At 63.1% G+C, this 16,535-nt stretch carries 15 protein-coding genes, 2 pseudogenes, 1 riboswitch and 1 other annotated feature; of the genes and pseudogenes, 7 read left to right on the top strand and 10 right to left on the bottom strand.

The annotated features are described in order from the left end of the window. Positions 1–78: 78 nt before the first annotated feature. Positions 79–720 carry an HAD family hydrolase gene (locus H8S34_RS12325; protein ID WP_186964126.1) on the bottom strand — a complete coding sequence of 214 codons (642 nt, stop codon included), beginning with the start codon at positions 718–720 and terminating at the stop codon, positions 79–81. 99 nt (positions 721–819) lie between these two features. Here H8S34_RS12325 and H8S34_RS12320 point away from each other — a divergent pair, with 99 nt between their 5' ends. The 7 genes from H8S34_RS12320 (at position 820) to H8S34_RS12290 (ending at position 8,360) form a co-directional block, all read left to right on the top strand. Continuing rightward, positions 820–1,731 carry a DMT family transporter gene (locus H8S34_RS12320; RefSeq protein ID WP_346728033.1) on the top strand — a complete coding sequence of 304 codons (912 nt, stop codon included), beginning with the start codon at positions 820–822 and terminating at the stop codon, positions 1,729–1,731. Between the two features lie 118 nt (positions 1,732–1,849). Next, positions 1,850–2,095, top strand: a binding site (T-box leader). A 122-nt stretch (positions 2,096–2,217) separates the two neighbouring features. Continuing rightward, positions 2,218–3,228: an ABC transporter substrate-binding protein gene (locus H8S34_RS12315; RefSeq protein WP_235964275.1), complete on the top strand. Its 1,011-nt coding sequence runs from the start codon at positions 2,218–2,220 to the stop codon at positions 3,226–3,228. A gap of 57 nt (positions 3,229–3,285) precedes the next feature. Next, positions 3,286–4,194 (top strand): ABC transporter permease, encoded by a 909-nt coding sequence (locus H8S34_RS12310; protein WP_186964125.1) that lies wholly within the window; start codon positions 3,286–3,288, stop codon positions 4,192–4,194. A gap of 1 nt (position 4,195) precedes the next feature. Beyond that, on the top strand, positions 4,196–5,002 hold the full coding sequence (locus tag H8S34_RS12305) for an ABC transporter ATP-binding protein (protein ID WP_186964124.1): 807 nt from the start codon (positions 4,196–4,198) through the stop codon (positions 5,000–5,002). Between the two features lie 160 nt (positions 5,003–5,162). After that, positions 5,163–6,122, top strand: a complete 960-nt coding sequence (locus tag H8S34_RS12300; protein ID WP_101691379.1) for a glycosyltransferase family 2 protein — start codon at positions 5,163–5,165, stop codon at positions 6,120–6,122. Then, complete coding sequence (locus tag H8S34_RS12295; protein ID WP_101691378.1) at positions 6,109–6,513, top strand: GtrA family protein; 405 nt, start codon at positions 6,109–6,111, stop codon at positions 6,511–6,513. The genes H8S34_RS12300 and H8S34_RS12295 overlap by 14 nt, the downstream gene beginning before the upstream one ends. Positions 6,514–6,563: 50 nt before the next feature. Beyond that, positions 6,564–8,360, top strand: a complete 1,797-nt coding sequence (locus H8S34_RS12290; protein ID WP_186964123.1) for a copper amine oxidase N-terminal domain-containing protein — start codon at positions 6,564–6,566, stop codon at positions 8,358–8,360. 42 nt (positions 8,361–8,402) lie between these two features. On the opposite strand, the gene H8S34_RS12285 is transcribed toward H8S34_RS12290, so the two are convergent. The 9 genes and pseudogenes from H8S34_RS12285 to H8S34_RS12250 form a co-directional block, all read right to left on the bottom strand. Beyond that, a complete protein-coding gene (locus H8S34_RS12285; RefSeq protein ID WP_186964122.1) occupies positions 8,403–9,467 on the bottom strand; it encodes a sulfate/molybdate ABC transporter ATP-binding protein in 1,065 nt (354 codons plus the stop codon). Continuing rightward, complete coding sequence (modB, locus tag H8S34_RS12280) at positions 9,467–10,165, bottom strand: molybdate ABC transporter permease subunit (protein ID WP_101691375.1); 699 nt, start codon at positions 10,163–10,165, stop codon at positions 9,467–9,469. Before modB ends, H8S34_RS12285 begins: the two co-directional genes overlap by 1 nt. A gap of 84 nt (positions 10,166–10,249) precedes the next feature. Next, positions 10,250–11,122 (bottom strand): molybdate ABC transporter substrate-binding protein, encoded by an 873-nt coding sequence (gene modA / locus H8S34_RS12275; protein ID WP_186964121.1) that lies wholly within the window; start codon positions 11,120–11,122, stop codon positions 10,250–10,252. Next, positions 11,117–11,234, bottom strand: a riboswitch (molybdenum cofactor riboswitch). It overlaps the preceding gene by 6 nt. Positions 11,235–11,246: 12 nt before the next feature. Further along, positions 11,247–12,164: an MOSC domain-containing protein gene (locus tag H8S34_RS12270; RefSeq protein WP_101691373.1), complete on the bottom strand. Its 918-nt coding sequence runs from the start codon at positions 12,162–12,164 to the stop codon at positions 11,247–11,249. 48 nt (positions 12,165–12,212) lie between these two features. Beyond that, on the bottom strand, positions 12,213–13,190 hold the full coding sequence (gene moaA, locus H8S34_RS12265) for a GTP 3',8-cyclase MoaA (protein WP_186964120.1): 978 nt from the start codon (positions 13,188–13,190) through the stop codon (positions 12,213–12,215). Continuing rightward, positions 13,187–13,657, bottom strand: a pseudogene (gene mobB / locus H8S34_RS15205) (molybdopterin-guanine dinucleotide biosynthesis protein B); the annotation flags it as partial. The gene moaA and the pseudogene mobB, both read right to left, overlap by 4 nt. Before the next feature lie 33 nt (positions 13,658–13,690). Continuing rightward, positions 13,691–14,164: pseudogene (gene moaC, locus H8S34_RS15200) on the bottom strand (cyclic pyranopterin monophosphate synthase MoaC); the annotation flags it as partial. A gap of 42 nt (positions 14,165–14,206) precedes the next feature. Beyond that, positions 14,207–15,412, bottom strand: coding sequence for a molybdopterin molybdotransferase MoeA (locus H8S34_RS12255; RefSeq protein ID WP_186964118.1), 1,206 nt, complete (start codon positions 15,410–15,412; stop codon positions 14,207–14,209). A gap of 3 nt (positions 15,413–15,415) precedes the next feature. Further along, positions 15,416–16,441 (bottom strand): molybdopterin-binding protein, encoded by a 1,026-nt coding sequence (locus tag H8S34_RS12250; protein ID WP_186964117.1) that lies wholly within the window; start codon positions 16,439–16,441, stop codon positions 15,416–15,418. Positions 16,442–16,535 lie beyond the last annotated feature (94 nt).

The raw sequence follows: 16,535 nt of genomic DNA, 5'->3' as shown, positions 1-16,535 counted from the left end.
AGAGGAGCGACCTTCCGGCCGCTCCCCAGTGTGTGGAATAGATTGGATATATTCCGGTCCTCCGTTTGACCGGAACGGTTAGAGAAGCGGCTCGTTGAGGAGCTCCTCAAAGCTGCGGATATACCGGTGGGAACAGGCGCGGATCTCCGCCTGGCTGGTCTCATAAAAGGGATCGTACACCCCCACCACCCGGATGCCGCTCTCGCGGGCGGTACGGCAGGCGCCGGGGGAGTCCTCGAAGAGGACACACTGCTCCGGCAGTACGCCAAGGTGGGAGAGCACGGTCTGAAAATAGCGGGGGTCCCGCTTTTCCATGCCCAGCTCCTGGGCGAAAAACCGGCGGGAGAAGACCGTTTCCAGGCCGTGCCGCCGCAGGACAGCCTCGCACAGCTCCGGCACGCAGGCGGTGACCAGCACCATGGTCTGTCCCGCCTCCTGGCAGCGGCGGAGAAATGCCCCGGCGCCCGGCTTCAGAGGAACGTGGTGGGCATAGGCGTCCCGGGCCTGCTCCATCCACTCGGCCATGATGGCCTCCGGCGTGTCGGTCATCCCGTAGTAGTCCCGGGTAAACTGCGCTGCCACCGGGAGGATGGAGTGGCCCACCGTGTGGCAGTATTCCGGGGTGGGGCGCAATCCCCGGCGGGAGAGAAAGCACTCATCCACCGTGACCCAAACGCCGTTGGAGTCGATGAGTGTGCCGTCCAGGTCAAAGAGCAGCATGAATAGGACCTCCGTTCTGATCCGGAAATATCGGAAAAATTTCCCCTCAGGGGATCGATTGAAACATATCATACCACATCAAGGGAGTGGAAACAATCTGTGAATGAACATCTCATGCGCCGCCTGGCAAAGCCTATGCTCTTTGCCGCGGCATTCATCTGGGGCTCCTCCTTTTTCATCATGAAGGGTGCGGTGGATGTGATTCCCACCTTCTACCTGCTGGCCATCCGCTTTACCGGAGGGGCGGCCCTGCTGGCCCTGATCTGCGGGAGAAAGTGGAAACGCTTTACGGCCGACTACCTGTGGCGGGGTGCCATCATGGGGGCCTTTCTCTTCCTGGCCTACTCGGTGCAGACCTTTGGACTGGCCGAGACCACGCCCTCCAAAAATGCCTTTCTGACGGCGGTATACTGTGTGCTGGTCCCCTTCCTCTACTGGCTGGTGGCCCGGCAGCGGCCTGACCGCTATAATATTCTGGCGGCGCTGCTGTGTATCTCCGGCGTGGGTCTGGTCTCCCTGACCGAGTCCTTCACCGTGACCCGGGGAGACGCGCTGACCCTGTGCTGCGCGGTGTTCTATGCCAGCCACATCGTCTCGGTGGCCAAGGTCTCTCCCGGAAAAGACATCTACATTCTGACGGTATTCCAGTTCTTCTGGGCGGCGGTGTACGCCTGGGTGTGCGGCCTGCTCTTCCAGCAGTTCCCGCCGGTGGAGACACTGCTGAATACGGACATGGTCATCCAGATGGGCTATCTCATCGTGATGGCCACCACGGTGGCCCTCCTGTTCCAGAACGTGGGACAGGTCTGGTCTGATCCTGCCTCGGCCTCGGTGATTTTGTCGCTGGAGTCGGTGTTCGGGGTGCTGTGTTCGGTGATCTTCTACGGGGACCCGGTGACCGGCCGCCTGCTGGCGGGCTTTGCGCTGATCTTTGTGGCCGTGGTGTGCTCGGAGACCAAGTTCAGCTTCCTGCGCCGGAAATCGGAACATCCGGCCCAGAGCGTGGGATAAAACCGGATGAGCCGGAGCGATCCGTCCGGGAGGAGCATGCTCCTCCCGGACGGAAATGCGGAACAGGGGTTGACAAACCGGCTGGCAGAGCGTATACTGCATTACAACAACCGAACACTTTAAACCAGTGATGAAGAAAAGTAGCCGATGTGATGGATGCAAAGAGAGCTCCGGGTGGTGGGATCGGGGTCTGAAATCCGCGTGTGAATGGTCTTCAGAGGGCGGCTTGAACGGGAAACTCAGTAGATGCCGACGGGACCCCACCCGTTATCCATCGGGCACGTATGATGGTACGTGAAGCGAGTGGACGTCGCAAGACGTCAATTTGGGTGGTATCGCAGAAGCTGACGCTTTTGTCCCAGGAAGGGGACAGAGGCGTTTTTTTATACCCTGTGGGGCAGCTTCCTCTCTGGCCGCTGGCAACGGCCCCTCCATCGCCCACCCAAACCAATTTCGGCTCCAAGAGCCCATATGGAGGTAACGACTATGAAACAGAACACGATGATGAAGAAAACCCTGGCCCTGGCTCTCGCTCTGGGGATGCCCCTCGCCCTGACTGCCTGCGGCAGCGCCGACTCCGGAGAGTCCGCTGAGGCGGATGGGGCCTACAAGGTAGCGGTGGTCCGCCAGCTGGACCACGCTTCCATGAATGAGATCCGGGACGCCATTACAGCCGAACTGGATGCCAAGGCCGCCGAGCTGGGAATCGCGATCACCTATGGTGACTTCAACGGCAACAACGATCCCTCCACTCTGTCCCAGATCGGGGCGCAGATCGTGGCCGACGGCTATGACGCCATCATCCCCATCGGGACCACCGCCGCCCAGCAGATGGCGGCCACGGCCCAGGCCACCGAGACCCCGGTGATCTATGGTACCGTCAGCTACCCCGAGACCGCCGGTCTCACCGGGATCTCCTATGTGACGGGCACCAGCGACGCGCTGAATGTGGAGCTGCTGCTGGATATGATGCTGGCCCAGAACCCTGAGGTGGAGACGGTGGGCCTGCTCTACTCCACCAGCGAGGTCAACAGCGCCCCTGCGATTGAGACCGCCAAGGCCTATCTGGACAGCAAGGGGATCTCCTACCTGGACAAGACGGGCAACACCACCGATGAGATCGTGGCGGCCGTCAACTCCATGCTGGACCAGGTGGACGCGGTCTTCACCCCCACAGACAATGTGGTAATGAACGCGGAGCTGGCCATCGCTCCCATCCTGACCGAGGCGGGCATCCCCCACTATGCCGGAGCGGACTCCTTTGTGCGCAACGGCGCGCTGGCCACCTGCGGCGTGAACTACACCGACCTGGGTACCCAGACCGCCGACCTGGCCCTGGAGGTCCTCCAGAGCGGCCAGGTGCCCACCGATTTTGTCACCGTGTCGGGCGATATCATCACGGTCAATCTGGATACCGCCGCTGCCCTGGGCGTGGACACGGGGGTGTTCTCCTCCCTGGGCTCCAGCATGGTGGAGGTTCATACGACCCAAGAGTAACATGAAAAGCCCCCGCCCATTCCGGGCGGGGGCTCAGCCTGAGAAAGGAGCGATCCCATGCTCACGATTATCCAGTCCGCCCTGGAAGCGGGGTTTCTCTATGCGCCCGTTGCGCTGGCTCTGTTTCTGAGCTTTTCCATCCTGAATATCGCCGATATGACCACCGACGGGGCCTTTGTCCTGGGAGGCGCAGTGTCCGCCGTGTGCTGTGTGTCCGGCCACCCTATCCTGGCCCTGCCGGCCGCCATGCTGGCCACCGCCGCGGCCGGTTTCATCACCGCTTTTCTCCAGACCAAGCTGGGGGTGCCCTCCATCCTGGCGGGCATCGTCACCAACATCGGCCTGTACAGCATCAACCTGATGGTCATGGGGACCAGTAACCTGTCCATCTTCCAGAAAGCGAGCATCTACACCCTGGCCAGGGATGCCGGCTTTGCCGGGAGCTGGTATAAGCTGGCCGTCACGGCGGGCATCGTACTGGTGCTCTGCGTGCTCCTGGTCCTCTTCCTGGGCACCCGGCTGGGCCTTTCCATCCGGGCCACCGGGGACAATGCGGATATGGTGCGCGCCTCCTCCATCAATCCCACCTTTACGATCACCGTGGGCCTGTGCGTGGCCAACGCCATGACCGGACTATCCGGGGCCATGGTGGCCCAGTACAACACCTTTGCCGAGGTCAACGGCGGCACCGGTATGGTGGTGCTGGCCCTGGCCGCGCTGGTGATCGGGGAGACCCTCATCGGCAAGGGCTCCATGGTCCGCCGGGTGCTGGGGGTGCTCTTTGGCAGCATCCTCTACCGCCTGATCTATTCGGCGGCCCTCCGGGCCAATGTCCCGGCCGACTACATGAAGCTGGTCTCGGCGGTCATCGTGGGCGCCGCCATCGCCGCGCCCACGGTGCGGCAGTGGGCGGCCTTCCAGATGCGCAAGCGCCGCGCCCTGGCCGGACGAAAGGAGGAGCAGTGAGATGCTGGAGCTCAGAAATCTTTCCAAGACCTTCAACCCCGGAACGGTCCACGAGAAAAAAGCCCTGTGCGGCGTCAATCTGACACTGGAAAAGGGGGACTTTGCCGCCATTGTCGGCTCCAACGGGGCGGGGAAATCCACCCTCTTCAACGCCATTGCGGGGGACTTCTTTCCCGATGAGGGCAGCATCATGCTGGGCGGGGAGGATCTGACCTATCTGCCTGCCTACCGGCGCAGCCGCAACATTGGCCGACTCTTTCAGGACCCTATGCGGGGGACCGCCCCCCATATGACCATCGAGGAGAATCTGGCTCTGGCCTATCTCCGCACCGCCAAGCACCAGCGGGCCTTTTTCAGCCGGGTGAGCAAGGCGGACAAGGCCTTTTTCCGGGACCAGTTGGCCCGGCTGGACATGGGCCTGGAGGAACGGATGGGCCAGAGCGTGGGGCTCCTCTCGGGCGGACAGCGGCAAGCCCTCACCCTGCTCATGTCCACCATGGTGCCCCCCAAGCTGCTGCTGCTGGATGAACACACCGCGGCATTGGATCCGGGGACGGCGGAAAAGGTGCTCCGCCTCACCCGGGAGATCGTGGCCGAGGCGGGCCTTACCTGCCTGATGATTACCCACAACATGAAAAGTGCCCTGGAACTGGGCAACCGCACGCTGATGATGGATTCCGGCCGCATCGTGCTGGACCTGAAGGGGGAGGAGCGCCAGGGCATGACGGTGGAGGACCTGCTCCAGCGGTTCCGCGCTGGGGCTGGAAAGGAACTGGACAACGACCGGATCTTGCTCTCCGATCGGTAAAAGAGAGAACACGGATGCCGCTTGCGTGCATCCGTGTTCCGTTTTTTGGGAACAAATTGGATTGTCTTTTCGTCTCAGAGGGTATACAATAAACCAAAGAGTTTCCAAAATGGAAAAAACGGGGAAGAAAATCCCCGGCAGAACAACGGCGAGGTGTGACATGGGAGACATTTTATATATCGTAGTGCCCTGCTATAACGAGGAGGAGGTGTTGCCGGAGACAGCCAGGCGGCTCAAGGAAAAGATGGAGCATCTCATCGCCGCGGGCCGGATCTCGGAGGAGAGCCGGGTGCTCTTTGTGAACGACGGCTCCCGGGACAAGACCTGGAGCATGATCGAAGGGCTCCACCGGGCGGACCGCCGTTTCTCCGGCGTGAATCTGACCCGCAACCGGGGCCACCAGAACGCCCTGCTGGCCGGGCTCATGACGGCGAAGGACCGGGCAGACATGGTCATCTCCATGGATGCTGACCTGCAGGACGACATCGATGCGGTGGACGCCATGGTGGAGCAGTACTATGCCGGATGTGACATCGTCTACGGGGTGCGTTCCAGCCGGGAGAAGGACACCTTCTTTAAACGCTTTACTGCGGAGGGTTTTTACCGCGTGATGAACTTCCTGGGGGCGGAGACCGTGTTCAACCACGCCGACTACCGCCTCATGTCCAAGCGGGCGCTGGAGGGGCTCGCCCAGTTCAAGGAGGTTAACCTCTTCCTCCGGGGCATCGTACCCATGATCGGCTATACCACCGGCACGGTGGAGTACGAGCGGGGCGAGCGCTTTGCGGGTGAGAGCAAGTATCCCCTCAAGAAGATGCTCTCCTTTGCCATGGAGGGAATCACCTCCCTCTCCACCAAGCCCATCCGGTATATCACTGTGCTGGGCTTTCTGGTGTTTGTGGTGAGCATCCTCATGCTCATCTACTCCATCGTCCGCTGGGCCAACGGGGAGACCGTCATCGGCTGGGCCAGCGTCATCTGCTCGGTGTGGGCCATCGGCGGACTCATTCTGCTGGCCCTGGGGGTTATCGGCGAGTATATCGGAAAGATCTACCTGGAGACCAAGGAGCGGCCCCGCTTCCTCATCAAGGAGGTGCTGGACCAGCATGAAGGAGACTAAATTCCTGGACGCCTCCATCTGGAAGTTTCTCCTGGTGGGGGTGGGGAACACCCTGCTCTCCATGGTGCTCATGTTTGCCCTGGAGGGGCTGGGCTACTGGCCCTCCACCGCTATCGCCTATGTGGCGGGGGCGGTCATGAGCTTTTTCCTCAACCGGTCTTTTACTTTCCGCAGTCAAGAGACCATGGGCCGCTCGGCGGTAAAATTTGCCCTCAATGTGGCGGTGTGCTATCTGATGGCCTACGGCATCGCCCAGCCGGTGATGGAGCTCCTTCCCCAGCCGGTGTTTGTCCCCGCCATCTGGTGGGAGCGGCTGACCAAGCTGGTGGGCATGGGACTCTACACCGTCCTCAACTACTTCGGACAGCGTTTTTTTGCCTTTCAGAAGTAGAAATGAGCGCGGCATAGCCGCTGCCGCGCAGCGGAGAAAAGGAGGATCTTATGAAACGGTTCCTATCGATACTCACGGCGCTGTGCCTGATGTGTTCTCTGGCACTCCCTGCCCTGGCGGCGGGGACGCCCAACTGGGACGGGCCTCTGGGAGAGGGGGCTGGTCCGCATCTCTGCAAGACGGGAAAGGACTATGTCCTGTACTATGATATGTCCGGCTCCGTATACCGCTCCGCCGACGGAGTGACGTGGACCGAGCTGAACCGGCAGTGGACGGAGGAGAGCACGCCTTACAGTACAGGCCTGAATGGTCTGGCAAAAAAGGAATTTGAGATCCTCTGGACGGGAAGCGAGTATATGATGCGGGAGAGTCTGCTGGACGATCCCCGTACCACTACCCACCAGCAATACGGCGACAGTCCCCGCAACAACATGGTCACCTTCCTGGACGAGGAGTTCCGGATCGTGGGCGTCCGGGCCTTTGATGCTCCGGTGACCGCCATCGGCTATGAAAACGGGGTCTACTCCGCCGTGGTGAACGGGGAGAAGGTCACTTTTTCCCGGGCCGACTGGGACCTTGGCCAGGGCCTGGGGGACAATTATGCCGTGGGGGACCACGGGGTGCTGCGAAAGGTGGAGGTGGACGACCCCAACGGCGGCAGTATTATCGCCCGCTTTGACTACTCCATGGACGGGTATTCCTGGGTGACGGTGGAGAACACCCCCTGGACCACCTCCCCGGAGATGGTGCGCATCCTCCCCTCCAGCGGGAAGGACTTCTTTGTGTGCAACACCTACTCCGGTGAGATCTACACCTCCTCGGACGGCTTTACCTGGACCACCCACACCCCCGTCACCGGCACCTGGCACAGCATTGAGGGGGTAGCTTCTCCCATGCGTGCCGATTACATCTTCCGTTGGGCCGGGAGCGGCTATCTGGTCTGCCAGAATGTGTTTGGCACTGGCGGTATGTACGGTGCTGGGGGCGATACCCGGGGGCCCCGGAACAATGTGCTGACCTTTGTGGATGAGAGCTGGAATGAGGTCTGGTCCCACGACTTCGGAGCCCGGGTGCTGGACGCCGGTTTCCAGAACGACACCTGGTACGCTCTGGTTCAGGACGGGGACAGCGCGGCGGTTTGGTCCTCTTCGGACAAGGAGCACTGGGAGCGCACCGACCGGACGGCCCTTCCGGCTGTGACGGAGGCGGACGGACTCCAGTTTGCGGTCCGGGAGAACAGGCTCCTGGCCAGCGACGACGGGGCATATTGGGTGGACCTGGGCGAGTACACGGTACCCGAGGGCACCACCTTTACCGTGCGCCCGATTTTCCAGCAGAATGTGCGGGGAGATGGGGCCATGCTGAACTATGTTTTCCCGGTAGGCGCCGTGCTGGAGAATGTGGAGTCGGACGGAAGCGCCCGATATGGCCGCGTGGTGGATACCGCGGAGGTCCAGGGGCTGCTGCGGGAGCGCTTTGGGATTTCCTACGAGCGCTACTATGTGACGCTGGACGGGGAGAAGCTCTCCTTTGATACGGCCCCCATTGCCCGAAACGACCGCATCCTGGTGCCTCTGCGCGGGATCGCTGAGGCCCTGGACTTCACGGTCACCTGGGATCAGGCCTCCAACCGGGTCCTGTGTGAGCGGGGAGAGACCCGGATCGCACTGGAGATCGACTCTCCCAACGCCTGGGTAAATGACGAGGAGAGAGTCCAGGATGTGGCCCCGCTGGCCTACCAGAACCGGACTTATGTCCCCCTGCGCTTCCTCTCTGAGGCATTCGGACTGGATGTGCAGTGGAACGCGGAGGAAAGGACTGCGGTTCTGACCACAGCCGATGCATAAGAAAACGCGCCCCGGCGGTTTTTCCGCCGGGGCGCAGTTTGTTCAGTGGGGGTCCCGCAGGAGCAGAATATCCTGGGGCTGAGCGTGCAGAAAGAGCGTGTCGGGATTTCCGAGGGCGGCCCAGGCCTCTTTCTCCAGCTCCAGACGGAGGCGGGAAAAACCGGTCGCGCCCCCCGGCGTCGCCAGCATGACCACCATGGTGAACACGTTGTCGATGACCCGGAGCACCCGGCAGGGGATCGCGTTTTCCCCCGCCTGGGGAGCGGGGCGGAACAGATGAGCCCGCACTCCAATGTGGGAGAGGTCCGCCGGGATGGGACCGGCGCATTCCAGGGTCACGCCCCAGTCCAGCGCCTCGACCGAGGTATCACCGGCCCGCCGGGCCCGGGAGACATTTTTACACCCAGAGAGCAGACAGGAGGAGAGGGTGGCCGGTGCGCGGAAGAGGGTCTCCACCGGCTCCATGGGCTGCGAGCGGCCCCCTTCCAGCACACAGACATGGGAGCAGAAGTGGTAAACCTCGTCCCGGTTATGGGTCACAAAGAGGGTGGGGCCTTCAAACTGGTCCAGGACCTCCATGAGCTCCAGCTCCACCTGCCATTTGAGATAGCTGTCCAGGGCGGAGAAGGGTTCGTCCAGCAGGAGAGCCTTGGGCTGGCTGGCCAGAATGCGGGCCAGGGCCACCCGCTGCTGCTGTCCGCCGGAGAGCTGAGCGGGGTGCCGCCGCTCCAGGCCGGTGAGGAAGAAGCGGGCGAGCAGTTCCTCCAGCCGCTGCCGCCGGACGGACTTGGAGAGCTTCCGGTCCATGCCGGAGAGAATGTTCTGTTCCACGGTCATGGTGGGGAAGAGGGCATAGTTCTGGAAGAGATACCCCACGCCCCGCTGCTGGGGCGGCAGGTCGATATGCTTTTCGTGGTCGAAGAGGGTGCGTCCGTCCAGCACGATGCGGCCCCGGTCGGGGGTGACAATGCCGGCAATGCACTTGAGAGTCATGGATTTGCCGCAGCCCGAGGCGCCCAGGAGTCCCAGAGTGCCGCCCTCCGTCTCAAAGGAGACCTTGAGAGAGAAGGAGCCAAAGTCCTTTTCCAGATCCACCAGAAGGGACATCAGACCACCTCCTCAAAGGGAACGGCCATCCGCTTCCGGGCGGTACGGTCTTTGCGCTCCAGGAGATTGACGGTGAGCAGAACAGCCGCCGAAATGGCGATGTTAACCAGCACCCAGCGGTAGGCCGCCGCGTCGTCCCCGGTCCGCCAGAGCTGGTAGACCGTGGTGGAGATGGTGGCTGTGCGTCCGGGCGTATAGCCGGCGATCATGGAGGTGGCGCCGTATTCCCCCAGGGCCCGGGCGAAGGAGAGCACTGCCCCGGCGATGATCCCCTGCTTGCAGGCGGGAAGGCGCACCCGCCAGAAAATCCAGGTATTGGAGCGGCCCAGGGTCTGGGCAGCATAGGCCAGATTGGGATCAAAGGACTCGAAGGCCCCCCGGGCAGTGCGGTACATCAGGGGAAAGGCCACCACGGCCGAGGCGAAGACGGCGGAATACCACACCATGGTCAGCTTAATGTCGAAGGTGTTGAGAAACCAGAGACCCACCACCCGCTTGGGGCCCAGGATACGCAGCAGGAAATAGCCCACCACGGTGGGGGGGAGGACCAGCGGGAGGGTGAGCACCACATCCAGCACGCCCTTGACCAGCCGGGGGAGCTTGGCCACATAGTAGGCGGCAAAGAGCCCCAGAAAAAAGATGAGGACCGTGGAGATGGCGGCGATCCGCAGAGAATTATAGAGTGGGTACCAGTCCAAGGGACGGCCCCCTTTCCATTGAGAATACAGAGCAGGCGGCCGGGCGGGAGAGAGTTCCCGCCCGGCCGCAAACATGGTTTGGATTTACGGGAGCACCGTGAAGCCAACGCCCTCCAGGATGGAGACGGCCTCCGGATCGGTGTGCAGATAGTTGAGGAACTCCACGGCGGCGTCATGCCCGGCCTCGGTGCCGCTCTTCATGACGGCGGCGGGGTAGATGACCTGCCCGCACAGGTCCTCCGTGGCCTGATCCACCACGGTGAGCTCATAGGTATAGGCGTCAGTGGCGTAGATGATGCCGCAGTCCACGGCGCCTTCCTTGACCTGGTTGGCCACCTCGGAGACGTTGGTGCCGTAAGTCACCTTGCCCGCGCTGTCCAGCTGGGCGATGTCGATGCCCAGGGTATCCAGGATCTCCAGGGAGTAGGAGCCGACGGGCACATCCTCATTTCCAATGCACAGCAGAGAGAGCTTATCACTGGCCAGATCGGAGAAGGACTGAATGTCCTTGGGGTTGTCGTCGGGGACCGCCAGGACCACCTTGTTTTCCACCAGATCAAACCGGGTGTCAGAGTAGACAAAATCCAGACCGTCGGTATTGGTGCCGGTGGTGTCGGCGCTGTCCAGCTGGTTCATCTGCTTCTGGGCGGCCGAGATAAAGATGTCACAGGGGGCCCCCTCCTCGATCTGGGTCTTGAGGGTGCCGGAGGAGTCAAAGGTAAAGACCAGCTCCACATTGGGAGCGACCTCTTGATAGCGCTCAGCGATCTCGGTCAGCGTGGCCTCCATAGAGGCGGCGGCAAAGACGGTCAGCTCCACTGGCTCCGCTGCCGGTGCGGAGGAGGGGGCCGGCGTGCTGGCAACCGGGGTGGGAGAGGCCGCGGTCCCGCCGCCGGAGCAGGCGGTCAGAGAGGCAGTCATAGCCAGAGCCAGGGTCAGGGAAAGTGCTTTTTTCATGGGAATCAAACTCCTTTACAAAGATGGTAGGCGGACCCGTTTCCAGATCAGCCCATTGGTCCCAGCCCATAGCGTGCGCCGTAGGTGCGGGGACTCGAAGTTGACCCGTTGCGGAGACGGTGGTTCAGCGGGCGCAGTTGCCCGTAGTACCCTTGAGGATGGACAGCCCGTGGGAGAGCGGGGGGAGGATGTACTCCAGACACTCGGTCACCGCCTTGGGGCTGCCGGGCAGGTTGATGATGAGCGCGCCCTTCCGGATGCCGGCGGCGGCGCGGGAGAGCATGGCGCGGGGGGTGATCTGGAGGGAGAGGGCACGCATGGCCTCGGGGATACCGGGCACATCCCGCTCGGTCACATCCCGGGTGGCCTCGGGGGTCCAGTCCCGGGGGGAGAAACCGGTGCCGCCGGTGGTGAGGATCAAATCAGCCACATCTTCGTCGGCGATGCGGGCGAGCTCGGCGGCAATCTGTGCCCGCTCATCGGGGAGAAGCGCGGTGTGGACCACGGGGTAGCCGGCCTTCTTCACCAACTCCTGGATTACCGGACCGCTCAGATCGGCCCGGGTACCGGCGGCACCCGAGTCGCTCACCGTGATGACGGCCACCCGGAAGGGGAGCTCCAGACGGAAATCGTCCCCGGGGCGGATGTCACCGCCGTGGAGCACCCGGGTAAACACGCCCTGCTTGGGCATGATGCACTCACCCATCTTCTGGAAAATGGCGCAGCCGTGGTGGCACTCCTTACCGATCTGGGTGAGCTGGAGGACCACATCGTTGCAGTAGAATTTCGTACCGATGGGGAGGGTGGCAAAGTCGATGCCCTCCACAATGATGTTCTCGCCAAAGGCGCCATTTTCCACCTCGGCGCCCCGGGCGCGGAAGGCCTCGATCTTGTCATGGGAGAGCAGGGAGACCTGGCGGTGCCACTTGCCCGCGTGGGCGTCTCCCTCGATGCCCCACTCCTCCTTCAGGTGGATCACATCCACCGCCTGCTTCTGGGTTCCCTTCTGTTCGCTGGTACAGACAGCAATTACCTTGCTCATGAAATACACCTCGTAATCAAAAATATAGAAATACGGAGAAAGAGGCGGTCAGCCTCCGATCTGGTGCATGTTGTGCCGCTCGTCCTCCCGACGGCCAGTCGCGTCGAGAAAATGGTGCTGGGCGGGCTTGTGGAGAATGGCCGAGCGGATGGCCTCCAGCAGCACCTCGTCCCCGGAGCCGTCCCGGAGGAGGGTGCGCAGATCCCGCCCGGTCTCATACTGGAGGCAGGTCTTGAGAAATCCGGTGGCGGTGAGGCGCACCCGGTTGCACCCGTCACAGAACTGATGGGTCATGGCGCTGATGAAGCCGATCTTTCCCCGGAAGCCGGGAATGGTGAAGTAGTGTCCGGGACCGGCTCCCAGAGACTCGTCACAGGGGGTCATGGGGCCGAAGGCCGCCTCCAGCATGGCGCGGACCTCCTCCTCCGTCCGGCGGGGGAGGGAGCCGCCCAGGCCGATGGGCATGAGCTCGATATACCGCACCGCCAGATCGTGCTCCCGGGCCAGGTCGGCCAGGGGGACCAGCTGCGCGTCGTTCTCCCCCATGGGGACACAGTTGAGCTTGACCCGCAGGCCGGGGGCATCCAGAGCGGCATAGAGGCCGGAGAGAGCCTGGTCCAAAGCGTCCCGCCGGGTGATCGCGGCATACTGGGCCCGGTCCAGGGTGTCCAGACTCAGGTTGACGGCGGTGAGTCCCGCCTCCAGCAGGGCGGGAAGCTGTTCCTGGAGGAGCAGGCCGTTGGTGGTCAGGGCAATGCTCTCGATCCCGTCGATGGCGTGGATGCCCCGGACCAGCTCGGGCAGGTCCCGCCGGGCCAGAGGTTCGCCGCCGGTGAGGCGGACCTTGCGGATACCGACCTGTGCAAAGAGGGAGCACAGCCGGATGATCTCTTCATAGGAGAGCATTTCCTCATGGTCCATCCACTCCACTCCCTCTGGGGGCATACAGTAGACGCAGCGCAGGTTGCACCGGTCGGTCACTGAGATCCGCAGATAGTCGATGCTGCGGCCGAATCCGTCGATCATAGCCGCCCCTCGCCTTTCAGGTAGTCCAGCACCACCTGGGCGGCGGCCTGTCCATCAAAGGGAATGGAGGGGACGCCCTCCACCGTGAGGTCCTGATCGGTGACCAGCGCCAGAAGGGTGGCGGGATCACAGACGCTCTGGGTGGAGTTGCCCGCGCGCACCAGCTCCAGCTTGGGCCAGGTGGAGTGCTTGAAACCCTCCAGCAGGACCAGGTCGGCGTCCGGGAAGCGGGCGATGAGCTCCCGCTCCTCCACGGCGTCCCGGCGGACTACCTTGTATTTCTCGCCGTCAAAGATGGCGGTGCCCCAGGCCCCGGCCTCCATGTGGATACCGGTGTCGGTCCCCTCGGGATCGGCCTGGAAGGAGTGGCCGTCGTGCTTGACCGTGGCCACCTTGAGACCGGCGGCCGTCAGATGGGGGAGCATGGCGGCAATCAGCGTGGTCTTGCCGGAGTTCTTGACGCCGCTGACCGCCACCACAGCGGGGGAGTGGTGGCCGTGATTGGTAAAGGTGCCCGACTTGCCTCCCGCCTTGTAGACCAGGTGGATGTCCGAGATCTCCATGGTCTTGTCAATAGCTTTACACATGTCGTAGATGGTGAGCAGGGCGACGGATACGCCGGTGAGGGCCTCCATCTCCACGCCGGTCTTGGCGTCCAGCTTGGCGGTACACTCAGCCAGGACGGCGCACTCCTCGTGCAGGATGGTAAATTCTACCGTGCAGTGGGAGAGGGCCAGCGGATGGCACAGGGGGATGAGCTCCGAGGTGCGCTTGGTGGCCAGAATACCGGCCACCTGGGCCACGCCCAGCACATCGCCCTTGGCGGCGGTATGGCCGGTGATGGCGTCCAGCACCGCCCGGGAGACCTTGATCTTACCCTGGGCCACGGCCAGACGGCGGGTGGGAGATTTGGCCGAGACATCCACCATGACGGCGTTGCCCTCGGCGTCAAAATGATTGAATTTGGGTTCCATAGAGACCTCCAGATCAAAACAGATGGGGAAGCGCGGAGGGGCTCAGAGCAGGAGGACCGTGACGGTCTGTCCCTCCTGCACCGGGGGAGAGCCGGCGGGGAGATCCACCAGGCAGTTGCATCCCACCAGGGAGGCGAGCATGCCTGAGTCATTTTTTCCGGTCAGGGAGACGCGGCCCTCCTGATAGAAACCCCGGAGAAAGCGCCGTCCGGGGCTGGCCTTGGGGAAGGAGCCCTCCACCACGGCCGTCCGGGAGCGCAGGGAGAAGCGGGATTCTCCGGTGAGGGCGGCCAGAAGGGGCCTGGCCAGCAGTTCAAAGGTGGCCGCGGCGGCAAAGGGGTTGCCCGAGAGGGAGAGGATGGGCTGTCCCTGCCACAGGGAGTACATGGCGGGGGTGCCCGGCTTGAGGTTGACCTTCCAGAAGACTCGCTCCGCCCCCAGGAGGGGGAGAGCCTCGTGGAAGATATCCTTGTCACCGGCGGAGACGCCGCCGGTGGTGATGAGCAGATCACACTCGCCCAGGAGCTGCGCCATGGTGTCGGCCACCTCCCGGGGATCGTCGCCGATGAGCAGCCCCTTCACATCTGAGACCCCCAACTCCCGGAGGCGGGCGGTCAGCAGCTCCTGATTGGAGCCATAGATCTTCCCGGCGGGGAGGGGGTGGAGATCGGGAGAGACCACCTCATCTCCGGTGGAGAGGACCCGCACCACCGGCCGGCGGCGGACCGGCACGGAGGAGAGGCCAGCACTGGCCAATACGCCCACCGCGGCGGCGTCCACCACGGTCCCGGCGGGGAGGAGCACCTCGCCCGTCCGGTAGTCCTCCCCCCGGTCGCAGTAGTTGTCGTGGGGGGAGAGAGCGGCATAGATCTGGACCTGTTCCAGACCGTTGTCGGTCCGCTCGTGCTGGAGAACACAGTCACATCCCCGGGGCAGCATAGCTCCGGTCATGATGCGGATGGCCTCCCCGGGGCCAAGGGCACGGGAGGGGACGCCGCCGGCATAGACGGTCTCCACCACCCGGAGGGAGACCGGATGTTCAGGGGAGGCCCCTGTGAGATCAGCGGAGCGCAGGGCATAGCCGTCCAGAGGGGAGCGGTCAAAGGGCGGCTGATCCAGAGGTGCGGTCACATCTTCGGCCAGGGTCCGGCCCAGCGCCTCCTGCCGGGAGACCTGCTCCACACCCAGGGGGCGCACGCTTTCAGCCATCAGCGCGCGCGCCTCTTCCAGCTCGATGCGGGTACGCATAGTTTATTCCTCCTTGCCGAAGGGGCAGATAGGGTAGTGGCAGTGCTCACAGCCCAGGCACAGTCCGCCGTGGCCCAGTCGGGCCAGGTCAGCACGGGTGACCGGGACATTGCACAGAACCCGGGGGAGGATGAGATCAAAGATGGTGGCCTTGGCATACATGACGCAGCCGGGCAGACCCATGACGGGGGTTCCATCGGCAAAGAAGCCCAGCAGGAACATGGCGCCGGGGAGTACGGGAGCGCCATAGGCGGTCACCTGAACGCCGGCGGCCTTGATGGCGCCGGGGGTCTGGTCGTCGGGGTCCACACTCATGCCGCCGGTGCAGAGGATGAGATCGGCCCCGGAGGCGTGGGCCGCCTGGATGGCGGAGACGATCTGCTCCCGGTCATCGGGGACCTTGACGTGGGAGATCACATCCACCCCGAACTTGGCCAGCTTGTCCAGCAGCACAGGGGTGAACTTGTCCTCGATGCGGCCCAGGAAGACCTCAGTGCCGGTGGTGACCACCGCGGCGGTCTTGCGGACGAAGGGGAGAAGCTCCAGCAGAGGGGCATCTCCGGCGGCCTCCTCCGCGGCGCGCACCTTGTCCTCCGACACGATGAGGGGGATGACCCGCATACCGGCCAGCTTGTCGCCGGGATGGACCACCGAGTTGGTGTGGCGGGTGGCAATCATGATCTCGTCCAGGGAGTTGACGGCCAGCAGCCGCTCCACATCCACCCGGAACAGGCCGTGGATGGCGGCCTTGAGCTCGATCTTGCCCTCCTTGACCTCGGTGGCGGTCATGTTGTCATTCTGGGAGATGGCCCGCAGACGCTCGGCGGCCTCGTTCTCGTGGAGCATGCCTTCCGTCTTTTCCCAGACATAGAGGTGATCCTTTCCCATGGAGAGCAGGACGGGGATATCCTCCTCCGTCACGATATGGCCCTTGCGGAACCGGGCATCCTTGGTGACGCCGGGGATGATCTGGGTGAGGTCGTGGCAGAGCACATGGCCCACCGCGTGCTTTGTTTCAATGAGCTTCATTTGGACGGTTCCTCCTTAAAATAAAAGGGAAAATGAAACAGGGAGCGCCGGCCTGAAAACAGGCGGCGCTCCCGGATAGGACAAAAGAGCGGGA

The sequence above is a fragment of the Pseudoflavonifractor hominis genome, assembly GCF_014288125.1.
Lineage (GTDB): Bacteria > Bacillota > Clostridia > Oscillospirales > Oscillospiraceae > Pseudoflavonifractor_A > Pseudoflavonifractor_A gallinarum.
The sequence above is the reverse complement of the archived record's forward strand: the minus strand, read 5'-3'. Positions and strand labels throughout refer to the sequence as shown.

Excerpts from the sequence above, each read along its gene's own strand:
- H8S34_RS12325 (WP_186964126.1), bottom strand. The coding sequence starts at position 720 with ATGCTGCTCTTTGACCTGGACGGCACACTCATCGACTCCAACGGCGTT.
- H8S34_RS12315 (WP_235964275.1), top strand. The coding sequence starts at position 2,218 with ATGAAACAGAACACGATGATGAAGAAAACCCTGGCCCTGGCTCTCGCT.
- H8S34_RS12310 (WP_186964125.1), top strand. The coding sequence starts at position 3,286 with ATGCTCACGATTATCCAGTCCGCCCTGGAAGCGGGGTTTCTCTATGCG.
- H8S34_RS12305 (WP_186964124.1), top strand. The coding sequence starts at position 4,196 with ATGCTGGAGCTCAGAAATCTTTCCAAGACCTTCAACCCCGGAACGGTC.
- H8S34_RS12300 (WP_101691379.1), top strand. The coding sequence starts at position 5,163 with ATGGGAGACATTTTATATATCGTAGTGCCCTGCTATAACGAGGAGGAG.
- H8S34_RS12295 (WP_101691378.1), top strand. The coding sequence starts at position 6,109 with ATGAAGGAGACTAAATTCCTGGACGCCTCCATCTGGAAGTTTCTCCTG.
- H8S34_RS12290 (WP_186964123.1), top strand. The coding sequence starts at position 6,564 with ATGAAACGGTTCCTATCGATACTCACGGCGCTGTGCCTGATGTGTTCT.
- H8S34_RS12285 (WP_186964122.1), bottom strand. The coding sequence starts at position 9,467 with ATGTCCCTTCTGGTGGATCTGGAAAAGGACTTTGGCTCCTTCTCTCTC.
- modA (WP_186964121.1), bottom strand. The coding sequence starts at position 11,122 with ATGAAAAAAGCACTTTCCCTGACCCTGGCTCTGGCTATGACTGCCTCT.
- H8S34_RS12270 (WP_101691373.1), bottom strand. The coding sequence starts at position 12,164 with ATGAGCAAGGTAATTGCTGTCTGTACCAGCGAACAGAAGGGAACCCAG.
- moaA (WP_186964120.1), bottom strand. The coding sequence starts at position 13,190 with ATGATCGACGGATTCGGCCGCAGCATCGACTATCTGCGGATCTCAGTG.
- H8S34_RS12255 (WP_186964118.1), bottom strand. The coding sequence starts at position 15,412 with ATGCGTACCCGCATCGAGCTGGAAGAGGCGCGCGCGCTGATGGCTGAA.
- H8S34_RS12250 (WP_186964117.1), bottom strand. The coding sequence starts at position 16,441 with ATGAAGCTCATTGAAACAAAGCACGCGGTGGGCCATGTGCTCTGCCAC.